This is a genomic window from Catenovulum agarivorans YM01 (genome assembly GCF_000281085.1).
Classification (GTDB): Bacteria; Pseudomonadota; Gammaproteobacteria; order Enterobacterales; family Alteromonadaceae; genus Catenovulum; species Catenovulum agarivorans.
Genome location: NZ_JH767524.1, coordinates 252,257 through 272,196, shown reverse-complemented (window position 1 = coordinate 272,196; position 19,940 = coordinate 252,257). Strand labels below are relative to the sequence as shown.

Sequence of the window (19,940 nt, the reverse complement as noted above, 5' to 3'; positions counted from 1 at the left end):
ATTGAACTGTCTGTGATGGCTCTGATACTCGCAATTTATATTGATTTAGCTCTATCTGAAGATGGAGGTCATTATACTCGGATATTTAACTTTGTAAATGATAATGATTATCAATTGGTTTTTGGCGATGGTAATTGTTTAACCGCCCAAAATAAAGGGTTATCCCTGAGTTGTAGGCTTTTTGCTGACAGTTGTGGATTAACCAGTTTGATATGAGTGCGTTTGGCGAGCTCTTGGTCGATAAAAGATTGTGCTGGGGCTCTATGTTTATAAAAAAGTTGATCAAATTGACCGTTTTTTAATCCAATAATTAACCCTTGCTCCAGACGTTTGGCTAACTGTTGATTTTGTTTATTTACAAAAAAATACATTGGGGAGAGGTAACTAATCACAAAAGATGATTCGACCGCTAAATCGTCAAAAGCAGCGCTTTCCCGCCAAGCTTCGGTGAAGGAGCGTGGAAATAAATCTATCCGCTGTTTTTGCAGCATAGAGTGCAAGTTTTGTGTATTGGCATGTACCACCAATAATTGGTTTTCTTTTAAAATTAAACTATCCGGCCAGCTAAAACCTTGGCCTAAACGAAAGCCTTTTAAGTCGTCTATGCTGTGTATCTGGTTAAACCTTGCTTGTTCACCTTTGCGAATTAAACTAATGCGGTAACCCATTAAGCCCTTTTTAATTGGCACATAGATAGCTTGTAAATCGGCTTCTCGCTGTAAATTACTTACACTCCAATGCACATCTATATATTGGTTTTGTTCTAATAATTTCAGGCTGCGCCCTTGAGTTGTGGATAGTTTGACTGGAATTAATTGATATTCACCATATTCTGCTTCGGTCAGCTTTAGAGCCATGTCTAAAAGCGCTGGGTAGTAGGGCAATTCGTTGGATGAATCGAAGGTGAAATAGTTGTTGTAACGCACTAACTGTTTAGCTGCGGCTAATTCAGCGTTGGCATGCTGGCCGAGCAACAATAAGCTACAGATTAAGTATTTAATATGGTTAAGCATTCACAGACTAACTAAATTTCACACAGGTATAATTTAAGTGTATACCCTTTGGTTCGAATTGCTGGAAAAAGTCACTTGGTTACTGGTAAAAATTAAGTAGTATGAGAGGGTAACTAACAACTCGAAGAATTGATAATGAAGTGGATAAAAATTTTAATGGCAGCACTGTTTTTAGTGTTTGCTTATTTGCAGCTAAATGATTTGAGCCAATATGGTAATCACGACGCATGGATTTGGACAATAATGTATGTTGCTGCTGCTGCATTAACAGCAGCCAGTGCATTTAAAACCTTGCCGAGTTCAGTGGTAACAACTTGGGCTGGTTTCTGCGTTGGTAGTTTATTATTTAGACTACAAGACGACCAAGGCAATTTGCATTTAGATAGGTTGCACCCTGCTAATTATTGGGACGCGACTGGGCAAACTATGATCCAAAACTCCAATGAATCGGGCGGTTTAGTGATTTTATTAGTGTGGGCTATTGTGTTGTGCGTATTCCGCAGGCGTAGTTAATTGAAAAGTCGGGGTATTTCCCGACTTTTCACTTGTAAGATTAATTAAGCGTCGCTTATTTATTCGGGCGATTATTTTTTACCGCCGCAACCAATTTTTCTGAATAACTTTGTTTAAATAAAACATCTAATTCAACAGGGGTTTTACGCAACCAGTTTGGATGTTGCCAAGTGGTACCCGGAATATTTACTTGCTCTTTTAACCCCAATAAATCTTCTAGTGGGATCATAAACAAAGCACCTGGTGTGCTGGCTAAAAAGCTTTGAATTGCAATTGCCAGCTCATCTGTCATGACTGGTGAATCTGTTACATCAACATCAGTTGCGCTAAATAAACCAGCTTGAGCTAAGGTTTTTAGCAGTTCAGTGCGTTCAACTACTCGCCCGTCTTTTTCTTTAATGCGCATTTCTTCGTTAGGGTATAAATCTAACTCAGTGCGCCATTTTAAGTCGTTGCCTTCCCACCAACCTTTTATAGTTGGTAAATCATGGGTTGATACTGTCACCATACAATGTTGAGGGTAATCTGCAGCAGCTATGTAGCTAGCATCCGCGTGGTTTTCGAAATATAAAACTTTGTAAGAAAGCATTTTTGCTTGGCTAGCTATATCACCAAAGCCAGCTGGGGTTGTGCCTAAGTCTTCACCTATAACAACACAGTTACAGCGGCGTGATTCAAGCGCGATAATGCGCAGTAAATCATCTAAAGGAAACTTAACATATGCGCCTGAGCGAGCGTCTTGACCCGGAGCTATCCAATACTGACGCATTAAACCAAATACGTGATCTATACGCAGCGCTCCTGCATGGCGCATATTGTTGCGTAGGGCTTCAACAAAAGGTCTAAAGGCTTTTTGGCGTAGCGCAAATGGGTTAATTGGTGTTAAGCCCCAATCTTGACCTAACTGGTTTAATAAGTCCGGAGGGCAACCAACACCTGCACCAGAGACAAAAATATCTTGTTCAGCCCAAACTTCAGCGCCGCTGCCATCACAACCTACTGCTAGGTCTAAATATAAACCAATAGGCATGCCTTTTTGTTTAGCCAGTTTAGCGACCGCACCTAATTGCTGATCGGCTAACCATTGGCAATATTTAAAAAAGGTCACTCTATCTTTATGGGTTTCAGCAAAAGCATGTACTTCAGCACTATTTGGATTTTGGTAGGCTTGAGGCCATTGTTTCCAGCCATAGACATTATTGTCTTGTGTATGGAAGTGTTCATACAAAGCATCGTACAAACATAAACTTTCCAGTGACTCGGCCATTTCATCACAAAAATCATTAAATAGCTGGGCACGTCGGCTTTGGGTATTTAGGTGTTTTTCAACAAAGGTTTGATACAAACTTTCTAAAACAGGGCGTTTTAAATTAGCTACACCCACATAGTCGATCAGTTCTTTTTGCTGTAACTCGGCTACTTGTTGTTTAAAGCCTGCTGATTCTAATTGCGCGCGTATTTCGGCGTTATCATTTAGCTCAGCCACAGCTGTGACGTCTATGTACAGTGTATTTAAAAATGAACGACTGGTTGGCGAATAGGGGCTGATGTGGGCAGGATTGGCCGGAAATAGTGGGTGTAATGGATTTAACCCTATACTAGCTGCACCTTGTTCACTGGCTAGCTGAGTCAGTTTAGCTAGATCAGAAAAATCCCCCATACCAAAATTACGTGCTGATTTTAAGCTATATAATTGAGCGGCAACGCCCCACATTTTATTTGCGCTAGCTTGTTCTGGGCCATAACAGGTGCGCGGTGCGACTATCAGTGTGCTTAGGTACTTTTGTTCACCTATGCGTAAATCTAACATGTGGTATCCCAAAGTTAGATTGTTCGGTATGTCTAATCGATATTTTTTAAATGTTTGCTCAGCAACATTTTGCTCTGAAATTTGCTGTAACTGTGCAAAATTAATTTGTTTCTGGTGCAGTTTGCCGGTTTCTTCAGATAACAACCAATGAATTTTTTCACTAGTTAAACTGCTAGGCACACTAAACTCAATTTGACCTGTTTGTGCTTCAGCAGCAATGATATAAACTGGCTCTAACCCTTGTTGCCATTGTTCTAGCTGTAATTGGTCGAGTGCTGTAGATGCATCTGAATCCGATTGAATATCAAAACCCATAGCATTGAGTAGCGCCGCTCGCGTTTGGTCTGTGGCAAAAACCTCATTGCCCCAAATATCATGATAGCTAGATTGAATGCCCAAAAATTCGGCTAGCTGTAAAATTGCACTCATTCACTTATCCTCAGTCAGCGTAAAGCTGATTCACGATTAACCTTTAAATTCAAAAATAACTGTGGCCATTGGCGGAATGGTAATTTCCGCAGAGTAGTTTTGTTGTTGCCACGGCGTTCGTTCTGCTTGTAAACCACCACCGTTACCTTGGTTGCTACCGCCGTACATTTGTCCATCTGTATTAATTTTTTCAGCGTAAAAGCCTAATTTGGGTAAACCAATTCGATAATTTTGATGTGGCTTAGCGGTAAAATTACATACAACTACAGCCGGTGGTGTGCCTGATTCGCCATATCTAATAAAAGAAAATATCGCGTCGGCATTTTCATGTTCTAACCAACAAAAGCCGCTGCCATCACAATCTTTTTGGTGAAGCGCAGGCGTATCTTGGTAGGTATGGTTTAGATCTTTAATTAGCTGCTGCACACCTTTGTGCCAATGAATATCCAGCAAATGCCAATCTAAACCTGTCTCGTAATTCCATTCTCTTCCTTGTGCGAATTCTCCTCCCATAAACAACAACTTTTTCCCTGGATGGGCCCACATAAACGCGTAATAGGCACGCAAATTTGCAAACTGCTGCCAAGTGTCGCCAGGCATACGTGCGAGAATTGAGCCTTTACCATGTACAACTTCGTCATGGCTCAGTGGCAGTACAAAATTTTCGTTAAAGGCATACACCAAACCAAAACTCATTTCACTGCTGTGGTATTGGCGGTAAATAGGATCACGACTCATATATTGCAAAGTGTCGTGCATCCAGCCCATATTCCACTTGTAGTTAAAACCTAACCCGTCTTGTTTAACTGGGTGTGATACTTTTGGAAATGCGGTTGATTCTTCCGCTATGGTGATAGTGCCAGCATAGTTAATGCCAATTTCGTAATTGGTGCGTTTTAAAAATTCGATTGCTTCTAAATTTTCGCGGCCACCGTATTGGTTAGCTATCCATTCGCCTTCTTCACGGCTGTAATCTAGATAAAGCATCGAAGCAACCGCATCAACGCGCAAACCGTCTATATGATAGTGTTCTAGCCAAAATGCAGCATTGTTACGCAAAAAGTTGCTCACTTCGGTGCGGCCATAGTTATAAATTAAGGTGTTCCAGTCTGGATGGTATCCTTGGCGTGGATCTTGGTGCTCGTATAAGGCAGTGCCATCAAACTGGCCTAAACCATGCGCATCTGTTGGGAAGTGACCCGGCACCCAGTCAATCAATAAGCCGATATCTTGTTGATGACATTGGTCGACAAAATATTGAAAGTCGCGCACGCTACCAAAACGGCTAGTTGGGGCAAATAAACCTACTGGTTGATAACCCCAAGAGCCATCAAACGGGTATTCGTTGATTGGCATTAGCTGAATGTGGGTGAAACCCAATTCTTTGGCGTAAGGGATCAGTTCATCGGCGAGTTGGCGATAATTTAAATAATGATTTTGTTCAGTGCGTTTCCATGAGCCTAAATGCACTTCATAAATACTCATGGGCGCATCTTTAGCATTTTTATCCGCGCGCTTTTCAAGCCAGTTGTGATCTTGCCAATCAAATCCTTCTAGCTGGCTGACAATAGAGGCGGTGTCTGGTCTAAATTGCGCGGAAAAGCCAAAGGGGTCGGCTTTTAATGGTAATAAGTTGCCATGCTGATCTTTAATTTCGTATTTGTAATGTTCACCTGCTTGTAATTCAGGAACAAAAATCTCCCATACACCACATTCATGGCGTTTGCGCATTAAATGTTTACGTCCATCCCAGTGGTTAAAATCACCTACTACAGAAACGGCTGTCGCTGCAGGTGCCCACACTGCAAAACTCACGCCGCGCACACCTTGGTGGTCAACTAAATGTGCACCGAGTTTGTTGTACAACTTTTGATGGTTGCCTTCGGCAATTAAATGGCAGTCGGTATCACCTAAGATTGGTGAAAACGAATAAGGATCGTAAAAAACATGTTCACCAGACGGATAAACCGCTTTTAATTGGTAAGCCGGGATCTCTGCTTGTTTAAGCTCGGCTGAATAAACGCCAGTCTTGTTTACAGCTGCCAAGCGGCGAATTTGTTTGCCGCTTGCGGCATCAACAATCGCAACTGATTTTGCATCAGGGCAAAACGCACAAATACGAATTGTGCTGTTATTTATTTTATGTGCACCTAAAAATGCATAAGGATCTGGATGCTGGGCATCCGCTATCAGTTGTGCTTGTTGTTGCAGAGACAATTTGTCCATTTAAATACACCACCTCAGTAAATGGATTGTTAATAAATGCTAAGAGCTAAGTATGCCGTTAGGTTAAATTTCAGCAATCTTCTGCATACGTATGTTTAGTAAATTTAGGTGCAAAAGCGCTTTCAGGAAAATGAATACGTATGCAAAGGTATAAAATTTTAAACTTGCTTGAGTGTTAAATAAATGTAAGTTTTTGTGCGGGGTTTCAAGTTAACCCTGATAGGGGTTAAGGGATATGCGAGGTTTTTGCTGTGATAGATATAAATACAACAGGCTTTAACAATGGTTTTATCTTTAATGTTAAAGCCTGAGATCTTGTATTTGATACAAGCTAAGAATTAATTTAGCTTATGCAGGCTGAATTTCTGCAGCAACAACTGAAATTTCCACCAATAACACATCACGTGCCATTTTGGCCTCAACACAAGCTCGTGCTGGTGCAAAACCTTCAGGCACCCAGTTGTCCCATACTTGATTCATTTCTTTAAAGTATTGCATGTCTTTAATATAGATAGTTGCAGACAAGATATGTTTGCGATCACTACCAGCTTGTAGCAATAAATCATCTACTTTTTCCAGCATGCTCGCAGTTTGTTCTTTGATGCCTTGCGTAGCGTCTTTACATACCTGACCACATAAATATATGGTGCCATTGTGTTTAACAATGCGGCTCATACGTTGGCCAGTTTCAATACGTTCAATCAAAATTCTGTCTACCTTTATAGTTTGGCAAAAGCAACTTCAGCAGCTGCAATGGTTTTAGCTATATCTTCTTCAGTGTGTGCGGTTGAAGTAAAACCAGCTTCAAATGCAGATGGTGCTAAATAAACCCCTTGTTCTAACATTAACTGATAAAACTTGCGGAATTTAGCTTGGTCGCACTCAGTGGCTTGTTGGTAGCTAGTGACAGTTTCTTTATCGGTAAAGAAGAAACCAAACATGCCGCCTACTTGGTTAGTGGTTAAGGCAACACCGGCTTTTTCAGCTGCTTGCTTAAAGCCAATACATAACTTTTCTGCAAGCTTTGTGATGGTTGGATAAATGCTGTCAGCTTGTTCTTTTAACATAGTTAATGCAGCAATACCTGCGGCCATAGCAATTGGATTACCTGATAACGTGCCAGCTTGGTAAACAGGACCATCCGGTGCTATGTGGTTCATAATTTCTGCTTTACCACCAAATGCGCCAACTGGCATACCGCCACCGATTACTTTACCTAAAGTGGTTAAGTCTGGCGTGATGCCGTAATAACCTTGTGCGCCAGATAAAGAAACGCGGAAACCTGTCATTACTTCGTCAAAAATAAGCACAGCGCCGTATTGGTCGCAAATTTCTCGTAAACCTTGTAAAAAGCCTTGAGTTGGTGGAATACAGTTCATATTGCCAGCAACTGGCTCAACTATGATACAAGCTATATCGTCACCACAATCAGCAAAAATTTGTTTAACTGATTCTAGATTATTAAATTCAACTGTTAAGGTGTGTTTAGCAAAATCAGCAGGTACGCCAGGCGAATTAGGCACACCTAAAGTGAGTGCACCAGAGCCAGCTTTTACCAATAAACTGTCGGCGTGGCCGTGGTAACAACCTTCAAACTTAACTAATTTATTGCGGCCAGTATAACCACGGGCTAAACGTATAGCTGTCATGGTTGCTTCAGTGCCAGAATTCACCATGCGCACTTTTTCCATGCTTGGCACAATTTGTTTAACCAACTCAGCCATAGTAATTTCGCTTTCGGTTGGTGCGCCGTAGCTCAAACCGTTATCAACTGCTTTGTGCACAGCTTCGCGAATGGTAGGGTGGTTGTGGCCTAAAATCATTGGGCCCCAAGAGCCAACATAATCAATATATTGTTTGCCGTCGGCATCATAAATATATGCGCCGTCTGCTTTTTCAATAAATACTGGCGTGCCACCAACACCTTTAAATGCACGAACGGGTGAGTTAACACCACCTGGAATGTGTTGTTGGGCTTTTTCAAATAATTGTTCTGAACGAGTAGTCATTAGTTTACTGTATCCCTTTTATTGCTGTACCAGCACACAGGTGCTTCGTATTTTTGAATGATGTCTTGTACGCCTAAAGTGGTGGCAAATAGCGCCATACGCACGAGTACGCCGTTATCCGCTTGGCGGAATATGGCTAGGTTTGGATTTAAGTTTAAGTCGTTGTCTAGTTCGTTGGCATCGGCACGAGAATCACGTGGTAATGGATGCATAATCACAGTATTCGACTTACAGTGTTGGGTATAAATTGCTTGGTTTAAACGGAATTTACCACGATACAAATTCGCTTCGGCTTCGCTGGCAAAACGCTCTTGTTGAATACGCGTTTGATAAACAATATCCGCATCCAAATGGCCTTCTAATTGCTCGGTAATAATACACTCATGGCCTGCATTATTAATAGCATCAACAATGTAAGCTGGCATAGCAAGCTCTTTGGGCGAAATCAGCGTAAGTTTAATGTTTTGATATAAACATAATAACTTACAGAGTGAATGCACAGTTCGGCCGTGTTTTAAATCACCGATCATAGCTATATGCATACCGTCTATGCCTGCGTGGTGGGCGTGCTGTTCTTTTTGAATTGTGTATAAATCGAGTAATGCTTGAGTTGGATGTTCATTTGCACCGTCACCACCATTGATAACAGGTACACGGCTGCCTTCGGCAAACTCAGCAACAGAGCCAGCATCTGGATGGCGCATGGCAATTACATCACTATAGCTACTTAATACACGTGCTGTATCGTATAAAGATTCGCCTTTTGCTAAAGCAGAAGAGCTTAACCCTGTGGTTTCACGAACATGGCCACCTAATAAATTAAACGCTGTACCAAAACTTACGCGGGTACGTGTGCTTGGCTCAAAAAATAGGTTGCCTAAAATGGCACCATCTAAAACTTTTGTTTGTTTTTGCCTATGTGCGTAGGGTTGCATCATATCGGCAATGCGGAAAAGATATTCGATACTTTCGCGGTCAAATTGATTAACCGACAGGATATTTGCGCCTTCAAACTTAAACATCAGCCACCTAACTCAAACTAAGATACAAATTGGCGGTATGATAGCACAAGGGCGTTATTTAAAAATGTATCTTTAGCTAAAAACACTCAAGGTGATTTTGCTAATTTATTTGGGCATTTGCCAAAATATGCTGTTGATAGAGCGCAACATACTCTGCAGCTTCTAGAGGGGTCAACCATTTAGTTAGTGCGCGCTGGTACGCCTCGGTAGTTTGTAGCTTGTGTAGCGCTGAGTTTACTGACCGAATAACTTGTTGACCCCATACCGATTTAGTGCAGGCGACATGACCTAATAAAAACTTAGGCGCTTCTTTGATTTTTATGGTCGTGATATCTTGATGGGTACTAGTATTGTATGTAGTTTGCGAGGTGTATTTAACAACACTTGGATATTCAATGTAAAAGTCTATACGTTGGTTGACCAGCATCTTTAGGTTTCGCTCAGACTCTCCCGTAGTGAAACGTAGTTTGTTGGCATTCAGCTGAATTAGTTGGTCTATTTCTTTGCCGTAAGAGCGAATACTTTCAACTTGCCCTTGAAGCTCAGGGTGACTTAGTAATTTAGCTAAAGAGTAACTGTGTGGCGAATTGAGTTTGTGTGTGTCCTGATTGCGCATCACAATCGCATGAGGTAATACCAGCATAGTTGCATTTGAAAAATAGGCGAAAGTTTCACGTTCAGGCGTTTTAAAAGCCGCAATATTACACAAAGGTTTGCCTGATTTCATATAGGCATAAATTCGCGCCCAATTCATTTCTAATTTACGATGTTGGTATTCTGGCATGTTTTGTTGTATCAGCGCTAATATGGAATCCAAGGTGCCCGTTCCTTGGCTAGGGCCTTCCGTGATCATGAAAGGTGCCCAGTTATAACTATTCCATAATATCTCTGGCTTGTTAGTATCAGCATGTAAAATAGAGGGGCAGCATACAGAGAAGGTAACTAATACAAATAGTAAAACAGCTTTGGCTCTTATTAACATAGCAAAATAAATAGATGTGTTTGTAGCTAAGTATAGCTATCTCGCTATTACATAGCATTATTTCTGCTCAGGCCTTTTTGCTTTTTCAACTAATCTGGCTGGCATTTTGGTTGCGAGTGAGGCTAGCGCCATTTCCGCGCGCTTGTGCATTTTATTGTCGGCGATAACTGTGTTGTGTAACCAGTGGTAGGCATCTTCAAAATCAAGTGGGCTTCCAAGGCCTTTGTTAAGGCATTCGGCAAATTGAATTCTGGCTTTTACATGGCCAAGTGCTGAAGCTTCACGCAAATAGTTGATTGCGCGTTTATCATCTTGTTGCACTAGTATGCCGTTGGCGTAATAACGGCCAAGTTGTTCAAGGGCTCCAGGTAAACCTTGGTGAGCGGCTTCTTGCATATAATACAAACCTAGTTCTGGATCTTTATCGACGCACACGCCCCAAGCTAACATATCGCCCCATAAAAATTGATAGGCAGGCGTTTTAACTATTTGCGCACGTGCTTCAATATCTTCAACTAACTGGCATCTATCTTCTTTTACTCGGCTGAGGTGGGTGTTGTTATTAATCCAACCAATTAATTCTTCTTGAGTATAAATTTGCACAACTTTTAAGTTATCAAATTCATTGGCTTGGCTGTTGGGTGTTATCAAAAGGCTAAACAAAGTGACTAGCGCAGAAACTGCTGCCGTGGTTTGTTTTAAAATTGAATTGTTGTTAGCCATAATTATCTGCCAAAAAAATGTCGTTAAGTTAAATTTAGCTCAATGTTGGTGATTTAAGCAGATATTGTGCCGAATTGGAATTATGGAGGAAATGTCATCCTTGACTGCGTCTATACTCCTACTGAAATTGCCGGTTGGCAAAATCAGTAATTCTGTTGTTAGTCAGGTGCTAGGGCTAAATCTAGAGCATAATTTTCGCAAAAACGCTGTAAATACTTCCATGTACGCTTCGCTTTTTCATCCATAAAAAAAGAAATTTTGCTCTAAATTATCGCTCTAGCTTTATCCTTGTCTGACTATGGCGCGGGCGGTTTTGTGAAAATTATGCTCTTGCGCCCTCGACTCCAATTTAAATTATTGCTCTAGCTTTATCCTTATCGGACTATGGCGCGGGGGCGAAAATTATGCCCTTACGCCCTTAACGCCAAGCTAATTTATTGCGTCAATTACTGTTAACTCGCTGGTGACAAGACTATGCTGCCGTCAGCTTGTTTTTGGTATTGAATCGCAAAGTTCGACTCCAATACACTCAATAAACCATTCACATCACCGGTTTTAAATACCCCAGCTACTTTAGTTTGTTTGAGCTGGTCATTGCCGTTAATAATAAATTTAGTTTCAGTGTAGCGGCTAATTTCTGCCATAGCTTGCTCAAGCGATTCACCTCTAAAAATCAGGTTGCCGCTGCGCCATGACAAGTTACTGGCGATTTCAATTGGCTCAATTGCCACTACTTTTTCAACCGCTTTATTACTTGGGTCTAAATCCACTTTTTGCCCTTTAGCCACTGCTAAAGATTTTTTCGGTAATTGTTTAAGCGTTTTGTCATCCGCTTTTTCTGGTTTAGGCGCAACTACTACTTTGCCGTCAGTCACTATTAATTCCACTTTCTCAACATCCATTTGCACACTAAAGGCTGTGCCAACAGCTTGAATGACTTTGCCACCAGCTAATACACTGAGTGGACGCTCTTTATCATGTGCCACTTCAATGTGAATTTCACCGCGTTGTAAATCAATAATACGCCCATATTGGCTATATCTTACCTGCACAAAAGTATTGGTATTGAGGGTTAATTTGCTGCCATCGGGCAGGGCTATCGTATTGTTTTGGCCAACGCGAGTTTGATAATGTTGACTAAAAGCCAAAATATAATCATCGCTCGACTGCATAGGCGAAAATACCAATAACCAGCCTAAAATAGCGGCGAAACACACACTGGCTGCTGTTAGCCAATAATGCGCAGGCTTTTTAGCTGCGACCGGTGTTTTGTATTCAGCGTGTGGAAATAGCGCTGACAGTCTAGATAAATCATCCATTTTGTCCCACATTTTCGCCACTTGAATAAAAGTTTGATAATGCGCTTTTGACTCGGCTAACCAAGCTTTTAAATCGGCTGATTCTTGCTCGTTTAATTGGCGATCAATTTTGGCAATCCAATCACAAGCTGTTTGCATAACTTGCTCGCTATTGGTCGCAGTTTTATTTGGGAATGGGTAGACGTTACTCATGCTGGCCTCCCAATTTAGATGATTGTTTATCGGATAACTGATGTTGACGCTGTTGCATAAACTGCATGCATTTTTTCATACCTGTCGCGATATGCTTTTCCACTGTACTTTCACTTATATTCAATTGCTGGGCGATTTCTTTTTGTGAATGCCCATACACTTTCTTCAAAATAAACGCCTTACGGCTTTGCAAGGGTAACAACCTAACGGCTTCACAAAAGTCGGCAAACTCCTCTTTGCTGGCAGCTGCTTCAAACATTTGATCTGTTGAATCAGCATTTAGTTCCAAAACTTCGAGCACATCTTGGCCGTCCATCCACTTTACATTGGCGCTTTTTAAATAATCAAAGGCCAAATTTTTTGCGGTTTTTAACATAAACGAGCGCGGCGACTGAATGCGCTCGGCATTATCTATTTGGCAAATACGCACGTACGTTTCTTGTACTATATCTTCAATTTCTTTCGGCGGCACTATTCTCGAGACAACTCGAGTTAATAAGTCGCGCGACGAAATAAACAGATTCTGTAGGCTACTGTCTTTAGACATAATTAAAACCAAAGCTTTTGTTAATAGCAGTATAGCTTGTATTTACTAGGACGAGCGGCGAGCAAATTTCCACTAGTTAAAATGCAATTAATTTTAAATTTGCTACAACTTATAGCTGATTGGACAGTATCAATTATTAAAAAAATCTATTACTTTAAAAATAGTTAAATATTTGTGATTAGTGCGAACTATACTCAATAACAAAATAAAGCTAATAAAAACAATCTATAAATTGATTTTTATAACCTGCTAACAAGAGTAAATTGAATTAAATACCATGGCAAAAACAGGTGTGTTAAAAAATTATTTAAAAAATGTATGGTGGAATTTACCAGCTTGTTCGTCTTCAACCTATGAAGGGCTTGAACCTTCAAAAATTGGGAGAAGATGTAACAAGTTGAATGCTGCTAGCATGGTATTAAGCATTAGTTTAGCCGGTCCTGTGCTCGCAAACTCAAACTCGTTGCTTCAATTTGAAATCCCACAGCAACGAGCTGACTTGTCGTTAATTGAGTTTGCTGAACAGGCTGATATCACTCTGCTGTTTCCGGTGGAGCAAATCGACCAAATTCAAGCAAACGCCTTGACGGGGCACTACCCAGCTGCCAAAGCAATTGAATTATTGTTAACTGGCACTGGGCTGAGAGGCGAATTTAATGACAAGGGCCAGCTCGTTATTTCTCTAAACACAAATGTGGAGCAAGATAACGACATGGCACATAACAAAAACAAAGTTGCAGGCGCAGTGGCGGCAATTTTAGGCACTGTCATAGCACAACAAGCAATTGCTGAAGAATCAGCAGGTGCAACAGTAGACGAAACCATTAAAGTTCGTGGTATCCGCGGCAGTTTAATTCGCGCTATGGACGTAAAACGCGACGCCGATGGTGTTGTAGATGCGATATCAGCTGAAGATATCGGCAAATTCCCGGATACTAACTTAGCTGAATCGCTGCAGCGTATTACCGGTGTTTCTATCGACCGTTCAGGTGGTGAAGGCCAATTAATTACCGTACGTGGTTTTGGCCCGCAGTTTAATACTGTATTGGTTAATGGCCGCCAAATGGCCTCCGAAAATGATACACGTGCATTTAGTTTTGACACCATTGCTTCTGAGTTAGTGAGTGGTTTGGATGTACACAAAACATCAACTGCAACTATGCAATCGGGCGGTATAGGTTCAACTATTAATATTAATACTGCTAGACCGTTAAATAATCCTGGCTTTAAGTTAGCCGCCAGTGCGAAAGCGGTTTACGATGAAAATAGTGAAGAAACCTCACCACAAGTGTCTGCCTTAATCAGCAATACATTCGCGGATGATTCTGTAGGTGTGTTATTCGCGTTATCACATCAGCAACGTAAAACCCGTTTAAATCAAGCACAAATGGATGGTTGGTTAGAGTTTGCGGTTGACCAAGAAGGTGGTATTCATAATCCACAAACTGAGTCTGGTGCTGATTTCACCGGACAAACAATTTTTTCGCCGCGTAATTACGACCATAAAGTTACTTTTGAAGAGCGCAAACGTACCAACGCGAATTTAGTTTTACAGTATCGTCCATCGAGTGATTTAACCTTAACCGCAGATGTGTTGTATTCAGATTTTGATATTGAAACTGACGCTACTTCCTATGGACACTGGTTTACTGCACCAAATATTCAAGGTGTGGAAGACGATGGTGATTTGTTTGATGCAAACGGCGATCGTGTTCGTCCAACAGTTGATGCTAACGGTACTGTAATTGATTTATACCAAGAAGTTGGTTTAGCGACCGATATGCATGCGAAAAAATTCGACCGTTTAACTGAGACTGTTGCAATTGGTTTTAATGCAGACTGGCAAGTAACAGACAGTTTAAATCTAGAATTTGATGTCAGTCATTCAACTGCTGAGCGTGCTGCGAATAATGGTCGTGGTAATCAATTATCGCTTATCGGTTATGCCAACCGAGTGCGCTTCCAGGTAGACGACAATATTTTGCCATTAGCCAGTATGTTTGTTACTGCTGATAGCGGAATTTATAGTGGCCAACAAGAGTTGGATGGAGCGTTAAATACTGGTACTCCTGACAATGTAGGTGATGAATCTTATTTTGATGCTGATGGTTTCCCAGCATACAACCCTGAGTGGGCTGCAGCGGGTGTATCTGATCATTTAGATAAGAGTAACAGCCGTGCCCACGTAATGTTGCGCCGTGGTTGGGCTGTTGAAGATGAAGTGACGCAATTTAGAATTGATGGTGATTATAAATTAGCTTCTGACTTTATTACTGCAGTGAAATTTGGTGTTCAGCATTCTTCTGAAACTAAAGATTTAGTTCGTTGGGATAACGAAGGTGTTGGTATTCATTGTACTTACTGTGGCTACCCAGATAATCCGGTAATTTTAGAAAGTGCTCAGTATGTTTTTGATGCAGGTAGTGACTTTTTGTCTGATGTTAGCGGTAGTGGCCGTATGCCAACCAGTTGGCTAGCGCATGATGGCGAAGCAAACTTTGCATTTTTAGAGCAACAAAGTGGTTCTAATTTTGATGCTGTGCGTCGCAATAACTCTTTTACAGTAGAAGAAGAAACTGTTTCTGCTTATGCAGAGGTTGATTTAGAAACTGAGTTTTCAGGTATGTACTTTACTGCTAATGCCGGTCTTAGAGTTGAGTCAACAGATATTTCCGTGGACGGAACTCAGGAGCAGGTTGTTAACTTAAAAATTCTCGATAAAACAGAGATGTTAGCAGAGTACGGTAGTGCAAAACCTATCAGTGAATCTAAATCTTATGATTCGATATTGCCTAACTTCAGCGCGAAATTAGAAATTACCGATGACTTAGTTGCGCGTATGGGCTTATCTCGCACCTTAACTCGTCCAACTTTACAGAGCATGTCACCAGCAACGGTAATAACAACAACTCGCCAAGGTGGCAATTTAACCTCAACTTCAGGTAACCCTGAATTGGAGCCGTTTGAGTCAGATAACTTTGATTTATCACTCGAATATTATTTTGGTGATGCAAGTTACGCGTCGGTTGGTTATTTCCGTAAAAACGTTGCTAACTTTATTGTAAATACTAAAGACACTATCACGTTTGATTTGCCTGATGGTGGACAATTAACCGATCCTTCTACTGGTTCTGATACAAACAATCCTGACGCTAGCGACGGCATTGCAAGCTTTACCAATACTTTACCTATCAATGGTGAAGATGCGACTGTTGATGGTTGGGAAATTGCTTTCCAACATACTTTTGATTCAGGTTTTGGTGCTATGGCTAATGCAACATTAGTAGATAGTAACGCACAGCTTGATCCGACCAATGTAAGCCAAGTATTTGCATTAACTGGTTTAAGTGACTCGTTAAATTTAGTTGGTTTTTACGAAGACGGGCCGCTACAAATTCGTTTAGCCTGGAACTGGCGTGATCAGTTCGTTCAATCTTTAACGCAGGTTCAAGGTAATGGCCCAACGATAGTTGAAGATTATGACCAGTGGGATCTTAGTGGTAGTTATGATATCTCAGATGATATTTCTATCTTCTTTGAAGGGATTAATTTAACTGAGTCTTACGTGCACAAACGCGGTCGTTTTGATAACCATTTATTATTGGTTGAAGATAGTGGTCGACGTTTTGCTGTTGGTGTTCGAGGTTCGTTCTAACGGTTGATTGCCCTAGGTTATTGAGAATGTGGAGCAATATGTTTTAAGCAAAATGTACTTTTCATGGATGAAAAGTCCAAGCGTACCAGGATGTATTTACAGCGTTTTTGCGTAAATATATGCTCCGCATTCTTTTACACCATCTAGACCTTTGCATAATTCAAACCGCTATTTTGTGGCGTCGGTCAAATTGTTCACCTGATCTAGCAGCCACTCTGATAGCGGAGATGCATAGGCAATAAAAAAGCAAACCCTCTGAGCCATGGATGGCTCGGCGGAGCTCCAAGGATGGATTTATGCGTGTTTGTGTTTTATTGCCTATGTGTCTCCAGCGGTTTGAGGTGCATATCAACTAACGCAAGTTTTAAAATATCGAGGTGAAAAATGTTACATTCACTCACACAAGTTGTCATTGTTGGCGGCGGCACAGCCGGGTGGTTAACTGCAGCCCGTATAGCCGCATACCACAAATGCCAGCAAGCGAACGCCAAAGTACAAGTGACCTTGATTGAATCAAGTGATGTGCCGCCTGTTGGAGTGGGGGAAGGCACTTGGCCAACTATGCGAGCAACTTTGCAAGCTGTGGGTATTAGTGAAACCGAGTTTTTACGCGAATGTGATGCAAGTTTTAAACAAGGTGCTAAGTTTGCCAAATGGACAACAGGCGCAGAGGGCGATTTTTATTATCATCCATTAATGCTGCCGCAAGGTTTTCCAAAATTCGATTTAACCCCATATTGGCAACAAGCCAATGATGATGGAATGGATATTTCATACTCCAATGCCGTGTGTTTTCAAGAAGCTTTATGTGAACAAGGGTTAGCGCCGAAATTAATTACCACAGCTGAGTTTTCGCATGTGGCTAATTACGCATATCACTTAGACGCAGGTAAATTTGCCAGCTTGTTGAAAAAACACAGTATAAATAAATTAGGTGTGCGTCATATAGTCGACCATGTGGTTAAGGTTAACAACTCAGTGTCTGGTGATATTGCAACTTTAACCACTAAAGCGCATGGCGAAATTGCTGGCGATTTGTTTGTCGACTGTACTGGTTTCCAATCTTTATTGCTCGGCCAACATTACCAAGTACCTTTTGTTGACCAAAGTGATGTGTTGTTTATTGATAACGCTTTGGCGCTGCATGTGCCTTATCAATCAGCGGATGAAGATATTGTTTCGCATACGGTTTCTACCGCACAAAGTGCCGGCTGGATTTGGGATATAGGTTTGCCGAGCCGCCGTGGTGTGGGTCATGTCTATTCAAGTAAACATACCAATGAGCAAGCAGCTGCGGATGAGTTGTATCAATATGTCGAAAAACTCAATCCAGCCGCCGTGAAAGATTTTAATTATAGAAAAATTCCAATTCAAAGCGGTCATAGACAACGCTTTTGGCACAACAACTGTGTTGCAGTCGGTTTAGCGGCAGGCTTTTTAGAGCCGCTAGAAGCATCAGCGATTGTTTTGGTCGAGTTGTCGGCAACTATGATTGCTGAACAGTTACCGCATAATCGCAGCAATATGGATATTGTCGCTAAACGTTTTAATCAAACTTTTCAGTATCGTTGGGCGCGCATAATCGACTTTTTAAAATTGCATTATGTACTGACTAAACGCCAAGACAGTCAATTCTGGCGCGATAACCAAGACTTATCATCATGCCCACAAGAGCTGGTTGATTTATTGTCTTTGTGGTCGACTCGCGCGCCAGCGGATTACGACTTTACCAGCAACAATGAGGTATTTCCTGCAGCAAGTTATTTGTATGTGTTGTATGGTATGGGTTTTAAAACCGATTTTAGTCAATCAGATTATTTACATCAGCAAGCGCAACAAGCAGCACATTTATTTCAACGCAATCAACAAATGATTAAACAAAGCTGCCAGCAATTACCGAAAAACCGTGAGTTATTAAATAAAATTGCTCAATACGGCTTAAACAAAATTTAAGAGAGTTATTATGATTGAGTTTTCTTCAGAGCAAACCCCAAACCTTGTGGCGTTAAATCCGGCAGAGCATAGAGAATTACGTTTACTGCAAGACAAAATTGAGCAACATGCAGCGGCGCAGCATTTAGTCCCTGCTATGTTTTCTGAATATGTTCGTTTAGCTGTGTGCTACCCAATTGTTATTAGCAAAAATGAACAAACAGGCCAATTTGCTACTAGCGTATTGTTGGGTTTAGAAAAAAATGAAAACCTCTTTTGGCAAGACAAACAATGGCAAGCTGTGTATGTGCCTATGCAGGTGCGCCGCCAGCCATTTTTTGTTGGTCAAGAGCCGTCAGTAGATGAGCCGGGCAAAACTAAATATGTCTTGTGTATTGACGAAAATAGCCCAGCGCTAAGCTTTGACCAAGGAGAAGCTTTGTTTGATGAAAACGGCGAACAAACCGAAGTTTTTAAACAAAGTTATCAAGTGATCAGCGATATTTTAAAAGACGAGCCGATTACGCAAGATTTTGTGCAGAGTTTAGTTGAACTAGATTTAATTGAACCTATGAGCTTAGACATAGTGTTAGATAACCAACAAAAACTACAAATAAATGGTTTATATACAATTTCGAACGAGCGTTTAAGTATGCTTAAAGCCACTGAGTTAGCTATGTTGAATGACAAAGGCTATTTAGGTGCTTGTTTTGCGATAGCTCATTCAGTTGCGCAAATTTACGCTTTGATTCAAAAGAAAAACCAAAGCATAGCAGACAATTTAGGCTAAGCAGCTGTGGTTGATTTTGGCTTAAATGGTTCGGCGAATATTCAGTTAATGCGGGTTGGGCAGCTAAACACACTCGTGTTAGTGATAGATGATTTTGCTGTTAAACCACAAGACTTACAGCAATATGCTATCGAGCAAGGGCAATTTGTTGATCATGGTAGCGACTATTACCCAGGTAAACGTTGCATTGCGCCTCAAGCATATCAGCACAATTTAGTTGAGTTGATTCAGCCAATGTTATCGGCGCACTATGCTGATATGGGTGATAAACTGAGCTGTTTACTGTCGGCTTTTTCACTGACAACCACCCCTGTTGATAAGTTAAAACCCATTCAAATGCTGCCGCACTTTGACAACGCCGCAAATAATCAATTTGCTGTTGTGCATTATCTAGCGGCTGGTGGTTTAAATACGCCAACTAGCGAGCCAGGCGGCACAGCATTTTATCGACACTTAAGCACAGGTTTAGAGCGTATCAGGCAAAACGATTTAGCCAATTACGCGCAAGTGTTAAAACAACAAGCTATGCAGGCGCAACTGCATCAAACACCGGGTTATATATCTGCTATGCCAAAGTCAGCGGCGCATTGGCAAATGTTTGAGCAAATAGGCCAAATACCACATAAATACAATCGCGCTGTTATTTATCCCGCTAATTTATTGCATTCAGGGGTGATAAACCCACAGCTACTCAGTTCAAATCCAACAAAAGGTCGCTTAACTTTAAATAGCTTTTTGTGTTTTAGTTAATAGCTGGCTATGCTTATAGCAACTTTAG

The 19,940-nt window shown here is 41.2% G+C and carries 15 protein-coding genes; 5 read left to right on the top strand and 10 right to left on the bottom strand.

The genetic code is table 11. The features are described from left to right. Positions 1-110: 110 nt before the first annotated feature. Complete coding sequence (locus WSC_RS22120; RefSeq protein ID WP_016955255.1) at positions 111-1,013, bottom strand: type 2 periplasmic-binding domain-containing protein; 903 nt, start codon at positions 1,011-1,013, stop codon at positions 111-113. Positions 1,014-1,148: 135 nt separating this feature from the next. Between WSC_RS22120 and WSC_RS22115 the strand changes: the two genes are divergently transcribed. Beyond that, the gene (locus WSC_RS22115) at positions 1,149-1,526 is read left to right on the top strand and encodes a transmembrane 220 family protein (RefSeq protein WP_016955254.1); all 378 of its coding nucleotides are present in this window, start codon (positions 1,149-1,151) and stop codon (positions 1,524-1,526) included. Positions 1,527-1,581: 55 nt separating this feature from the next. Here the strand turns inward: WSC_RS22115 and malQ are convergent, their stop codons facing one another. From malQ to WSC_RS0107200, 9 genes are all read right to left on the bottom strand, one after another. After that, positions 1,582-3,765 carry a 4-alpha-glucanotransferase gene (malQ, locus tag WSC_RS0107240; RefSeq protein ID WP_016955253.1) on the bottom strand — a complete coding sequence of 728 codons (2,184 nt, stop codon included), beginning with the start codon at positions 3,763-3,765 and terminating at the stop codon, positions 1,582-1,584. Positions 3,766-3,801: 36 nt separating this feature from the next. Further along, positions 3,802-5,991, bottom strand: coding sequence for a 1,4-alpha-glucan branching protein GlgB (gene glgB, locus WSC_RS0107235; protein ID WP_016955252.1), 2,190 nt, complete (start codon positions 5,989-5,991; stop codon positions 3,802-3,804). 348 nt (positions 5,992-6,339) lie between these two features. Next, on the bottom strand, positions 6,340-6,699 hold the full coding sequence (locus WSC_RS0107230; protein ID WP_202801997.1) for a RidA family protein: 360 nt from the start codon (positions 6,697-6,699) through the stop codon (positions 6,340-6,342). A gap of 11 nt (positions 6,700-6,710) precedes the next feature. Beyond that, complete coding sequence (gene hemL / locus WSC_RS0107225) at positions 6,711-8,000, bottom strand: glutamate-1-semialdehyde 2,1-aminomutase (protein WP_016955250.1); 1,290 nt, start codon at positions 7,998-8,000, stop codon at positions 6,711-6,713. Further along, positions 8,000-9,022: an aspartate carbamoyltransferase gene (locus WSC_RS0107220; RefSeq protein ID WP_016955249.1), complete on the bottom strand. Its 1,023-nt coding sequence runs from the start codon at positions 9,020-9,022 to the stop codon at positions 8,000-8,002. The genes hemL and WSC_RS0107220 overlap by 1 nt, the downstream gene beginning before the upstream one ends. Positions 9,023-9,122: 100 nt before the next feature. Beyond that, positions 9,123-10,004, bottom strand: coding sequence for a TIGR02285 family protein (locus tag WSC_RS0107215; RefSeq protein WP_016955248.1), 882 nt, complete (start codon positions 10,002-10,004; stop codon positions 9,123-9,125). A gap of 57 nt (positions 10,005-10,061) precedes the next feature. Further along, positions 10,062-10,727, bottom strand: a complete 666-nt coding sequence (locus tag WSC_RS0107210) for a tetratricopeptide repeat protein (RefSeq protein ID WP_016955247.1) — start codon at positions 10,725-10,727, stop codon at positions 10,062-10,064. Positions 10,728-11,179: 452 nt separating this feature from the next. Continuing rightward, a complete protein-coding gene (locus WSC_RS0107205; protein ID WP_016955246.1) occupies positions 11,180-12,238 on the bottom strand; it encodes a FecR family protein in 1,059 nt (352 codons plus the stop codon). After that, positions 12,231-12,785, bottom strand: a complete 555-nt coding sequence (locus WSC_RS0107200; RefSeq protein WP_016955245.1) for an RNA polymerase sigma factor — start codon at positions 12,783-12,785, stop codon at positions 12,231-12,233. The genes WSC_RS0107205 and WSC_RS0107200 overlap by 8 nt, the downstream gene beginning before the upstream one ends. 712 nt (positions 12,786-13,497) lie before the next feature. Here WSC_RS0107200 and WSC_RS0107190 point away from each other — a divergent pair. The 4 genes from WSC_RS0107190 (at position 13,498) to WSC_RS0107175 (ending at position 19,912) form a co-directional block, all read left to right on the top strand. Then, entirely contained in the window at positions 13,498-16,440 is a 2,943-nt protein-coding gene (locus WSC_RS0107190) for a TonB-dependent receptor (protein ID WP_040394087.1), read from the top strand. A 384-nt stretch (positions 16,441-16,824) separates the two neighbouring features. Further along, a complete protein-coding gene (locus WSC_RS0107185; RefSeq protein WP_016955242.1) occupies positions 16,825-18,393 on the top strand; it encodes a tryptophan halogenase family protein in 1,569 nt (522 codons plus the stop codon). 10 nt (positions 18,394-18,403) lie between these two features. Beyond that, a complete protein-coding gene (locus tag WSC_RS0107180; RefSeq protein ID WP_016955241.1) occupies positions 18,404-19,162 on the top strand; it encodes a SapC family protein in 759 nt (252 codons plus the stop codon). Positions 19,163-19,168: 6 nt separating this feature from the next. Further along, positions 19,169-19,912, top strand: coding sequence for a DUF6445 family protein (locus WSC_RS0107175; protein WP_016955240.1), 744 nt, complete (start codon positions 19,169-19,171; stop codon positions 19,910-19,912). Positions 19,913-19,940: the final 28 nt, after the last annotated feature.

Bases quoted from the DNA above. Each gene is read 5' to 3' on its own strand.
- WSC_RS22120 (WP_016955255.1), bottom strand. From the start codon at position 1,013: ATGCTTAACCATATTAAATACTTAATCTGTAGCTTATTGTTGCTCGGC.
- WSC_RS22115 (WP_016955254.1), top strand. From the start codon at position 1,149: ATGAAGTGGATAAAAATTTTAATGGCAGCACTGTTTTTAGTGTTTGCT.
- malQ (WP_016955253.1), bottom strand. From the start codon at position 3,765: ATGAGTGCAATTTTACAGCTAGCCGAATTTTTGGGCATTCAATCTAGC.
- glgB (WP_016955252.1), bottom strand. From the start codon at position 5,991: ATGGACAAATTGTCTCTGCAACAACAAGCACAACTGATAGCGGATGCC.
- hemL (WP_016955250.1), bottom strand. From the start codon at position 8,000: ATGACTACTCGTTCAGAACAATTATTTGAAAAAGCCCAACAACACATT.
- WSC_RS0107220 (WP_016955249.1), bottom strand. From the start codon at position 9,022: ATGTTTAAGTTTGAAGGCGCAAATATCCTGTCGGTTAATCAATTTGAC.
- WSC_RS0107215 (WP_016955248.1), bottom strand. From the start codon at position 10,004: ATGTTAATAAGAGCCAAAGCTGTTTTACTATTTGTATTAGTTACCTTC.
- WSC_RS0107210 (WP_016955247.1), bottom strand. From the start codon at position 10,727: ATGGCTAACAACAATTCAATTTTAAAACAAACCACGGCAGCAGTTTCT.
- WSC_RS0107205 (WP_016955246.1), bottom strand. From the start codon at position 12,238: ATGAGTAACGTCTACCCATTCCCAAATAAAACTGCGACCAATAGCGAG.
- WSC_RS0107200 (WP_016955245.1), bottom strand. From the start codon at position 12,785: ATGTCTAAAGACAGTAGCCTACAGAATCTGTTTATTTCGTCGCGCGAC.
- WSC_RS0107190 (WP_040394087.1), top strand. From the start codon at position 13,498: ATGGCACATAACAAAAACAAAGTTGCAGGCGCAGTGGCGGCAATTTTA.
- WSC_RS0107185 (WP_016955242.1), top strand. From the start codon at position 16,825: ATGTTACATTCACTCACACAAGTTGTCATTGTTGGCGGCGGCACAGCC.
- WSC_RS0107180 (WP_016955241.1), top strand. From the start codon at position 18,404: ATGATTGAGTTTTCTTCAGAGCAAACCCCAAACCTTGTGGCGTTAAAT.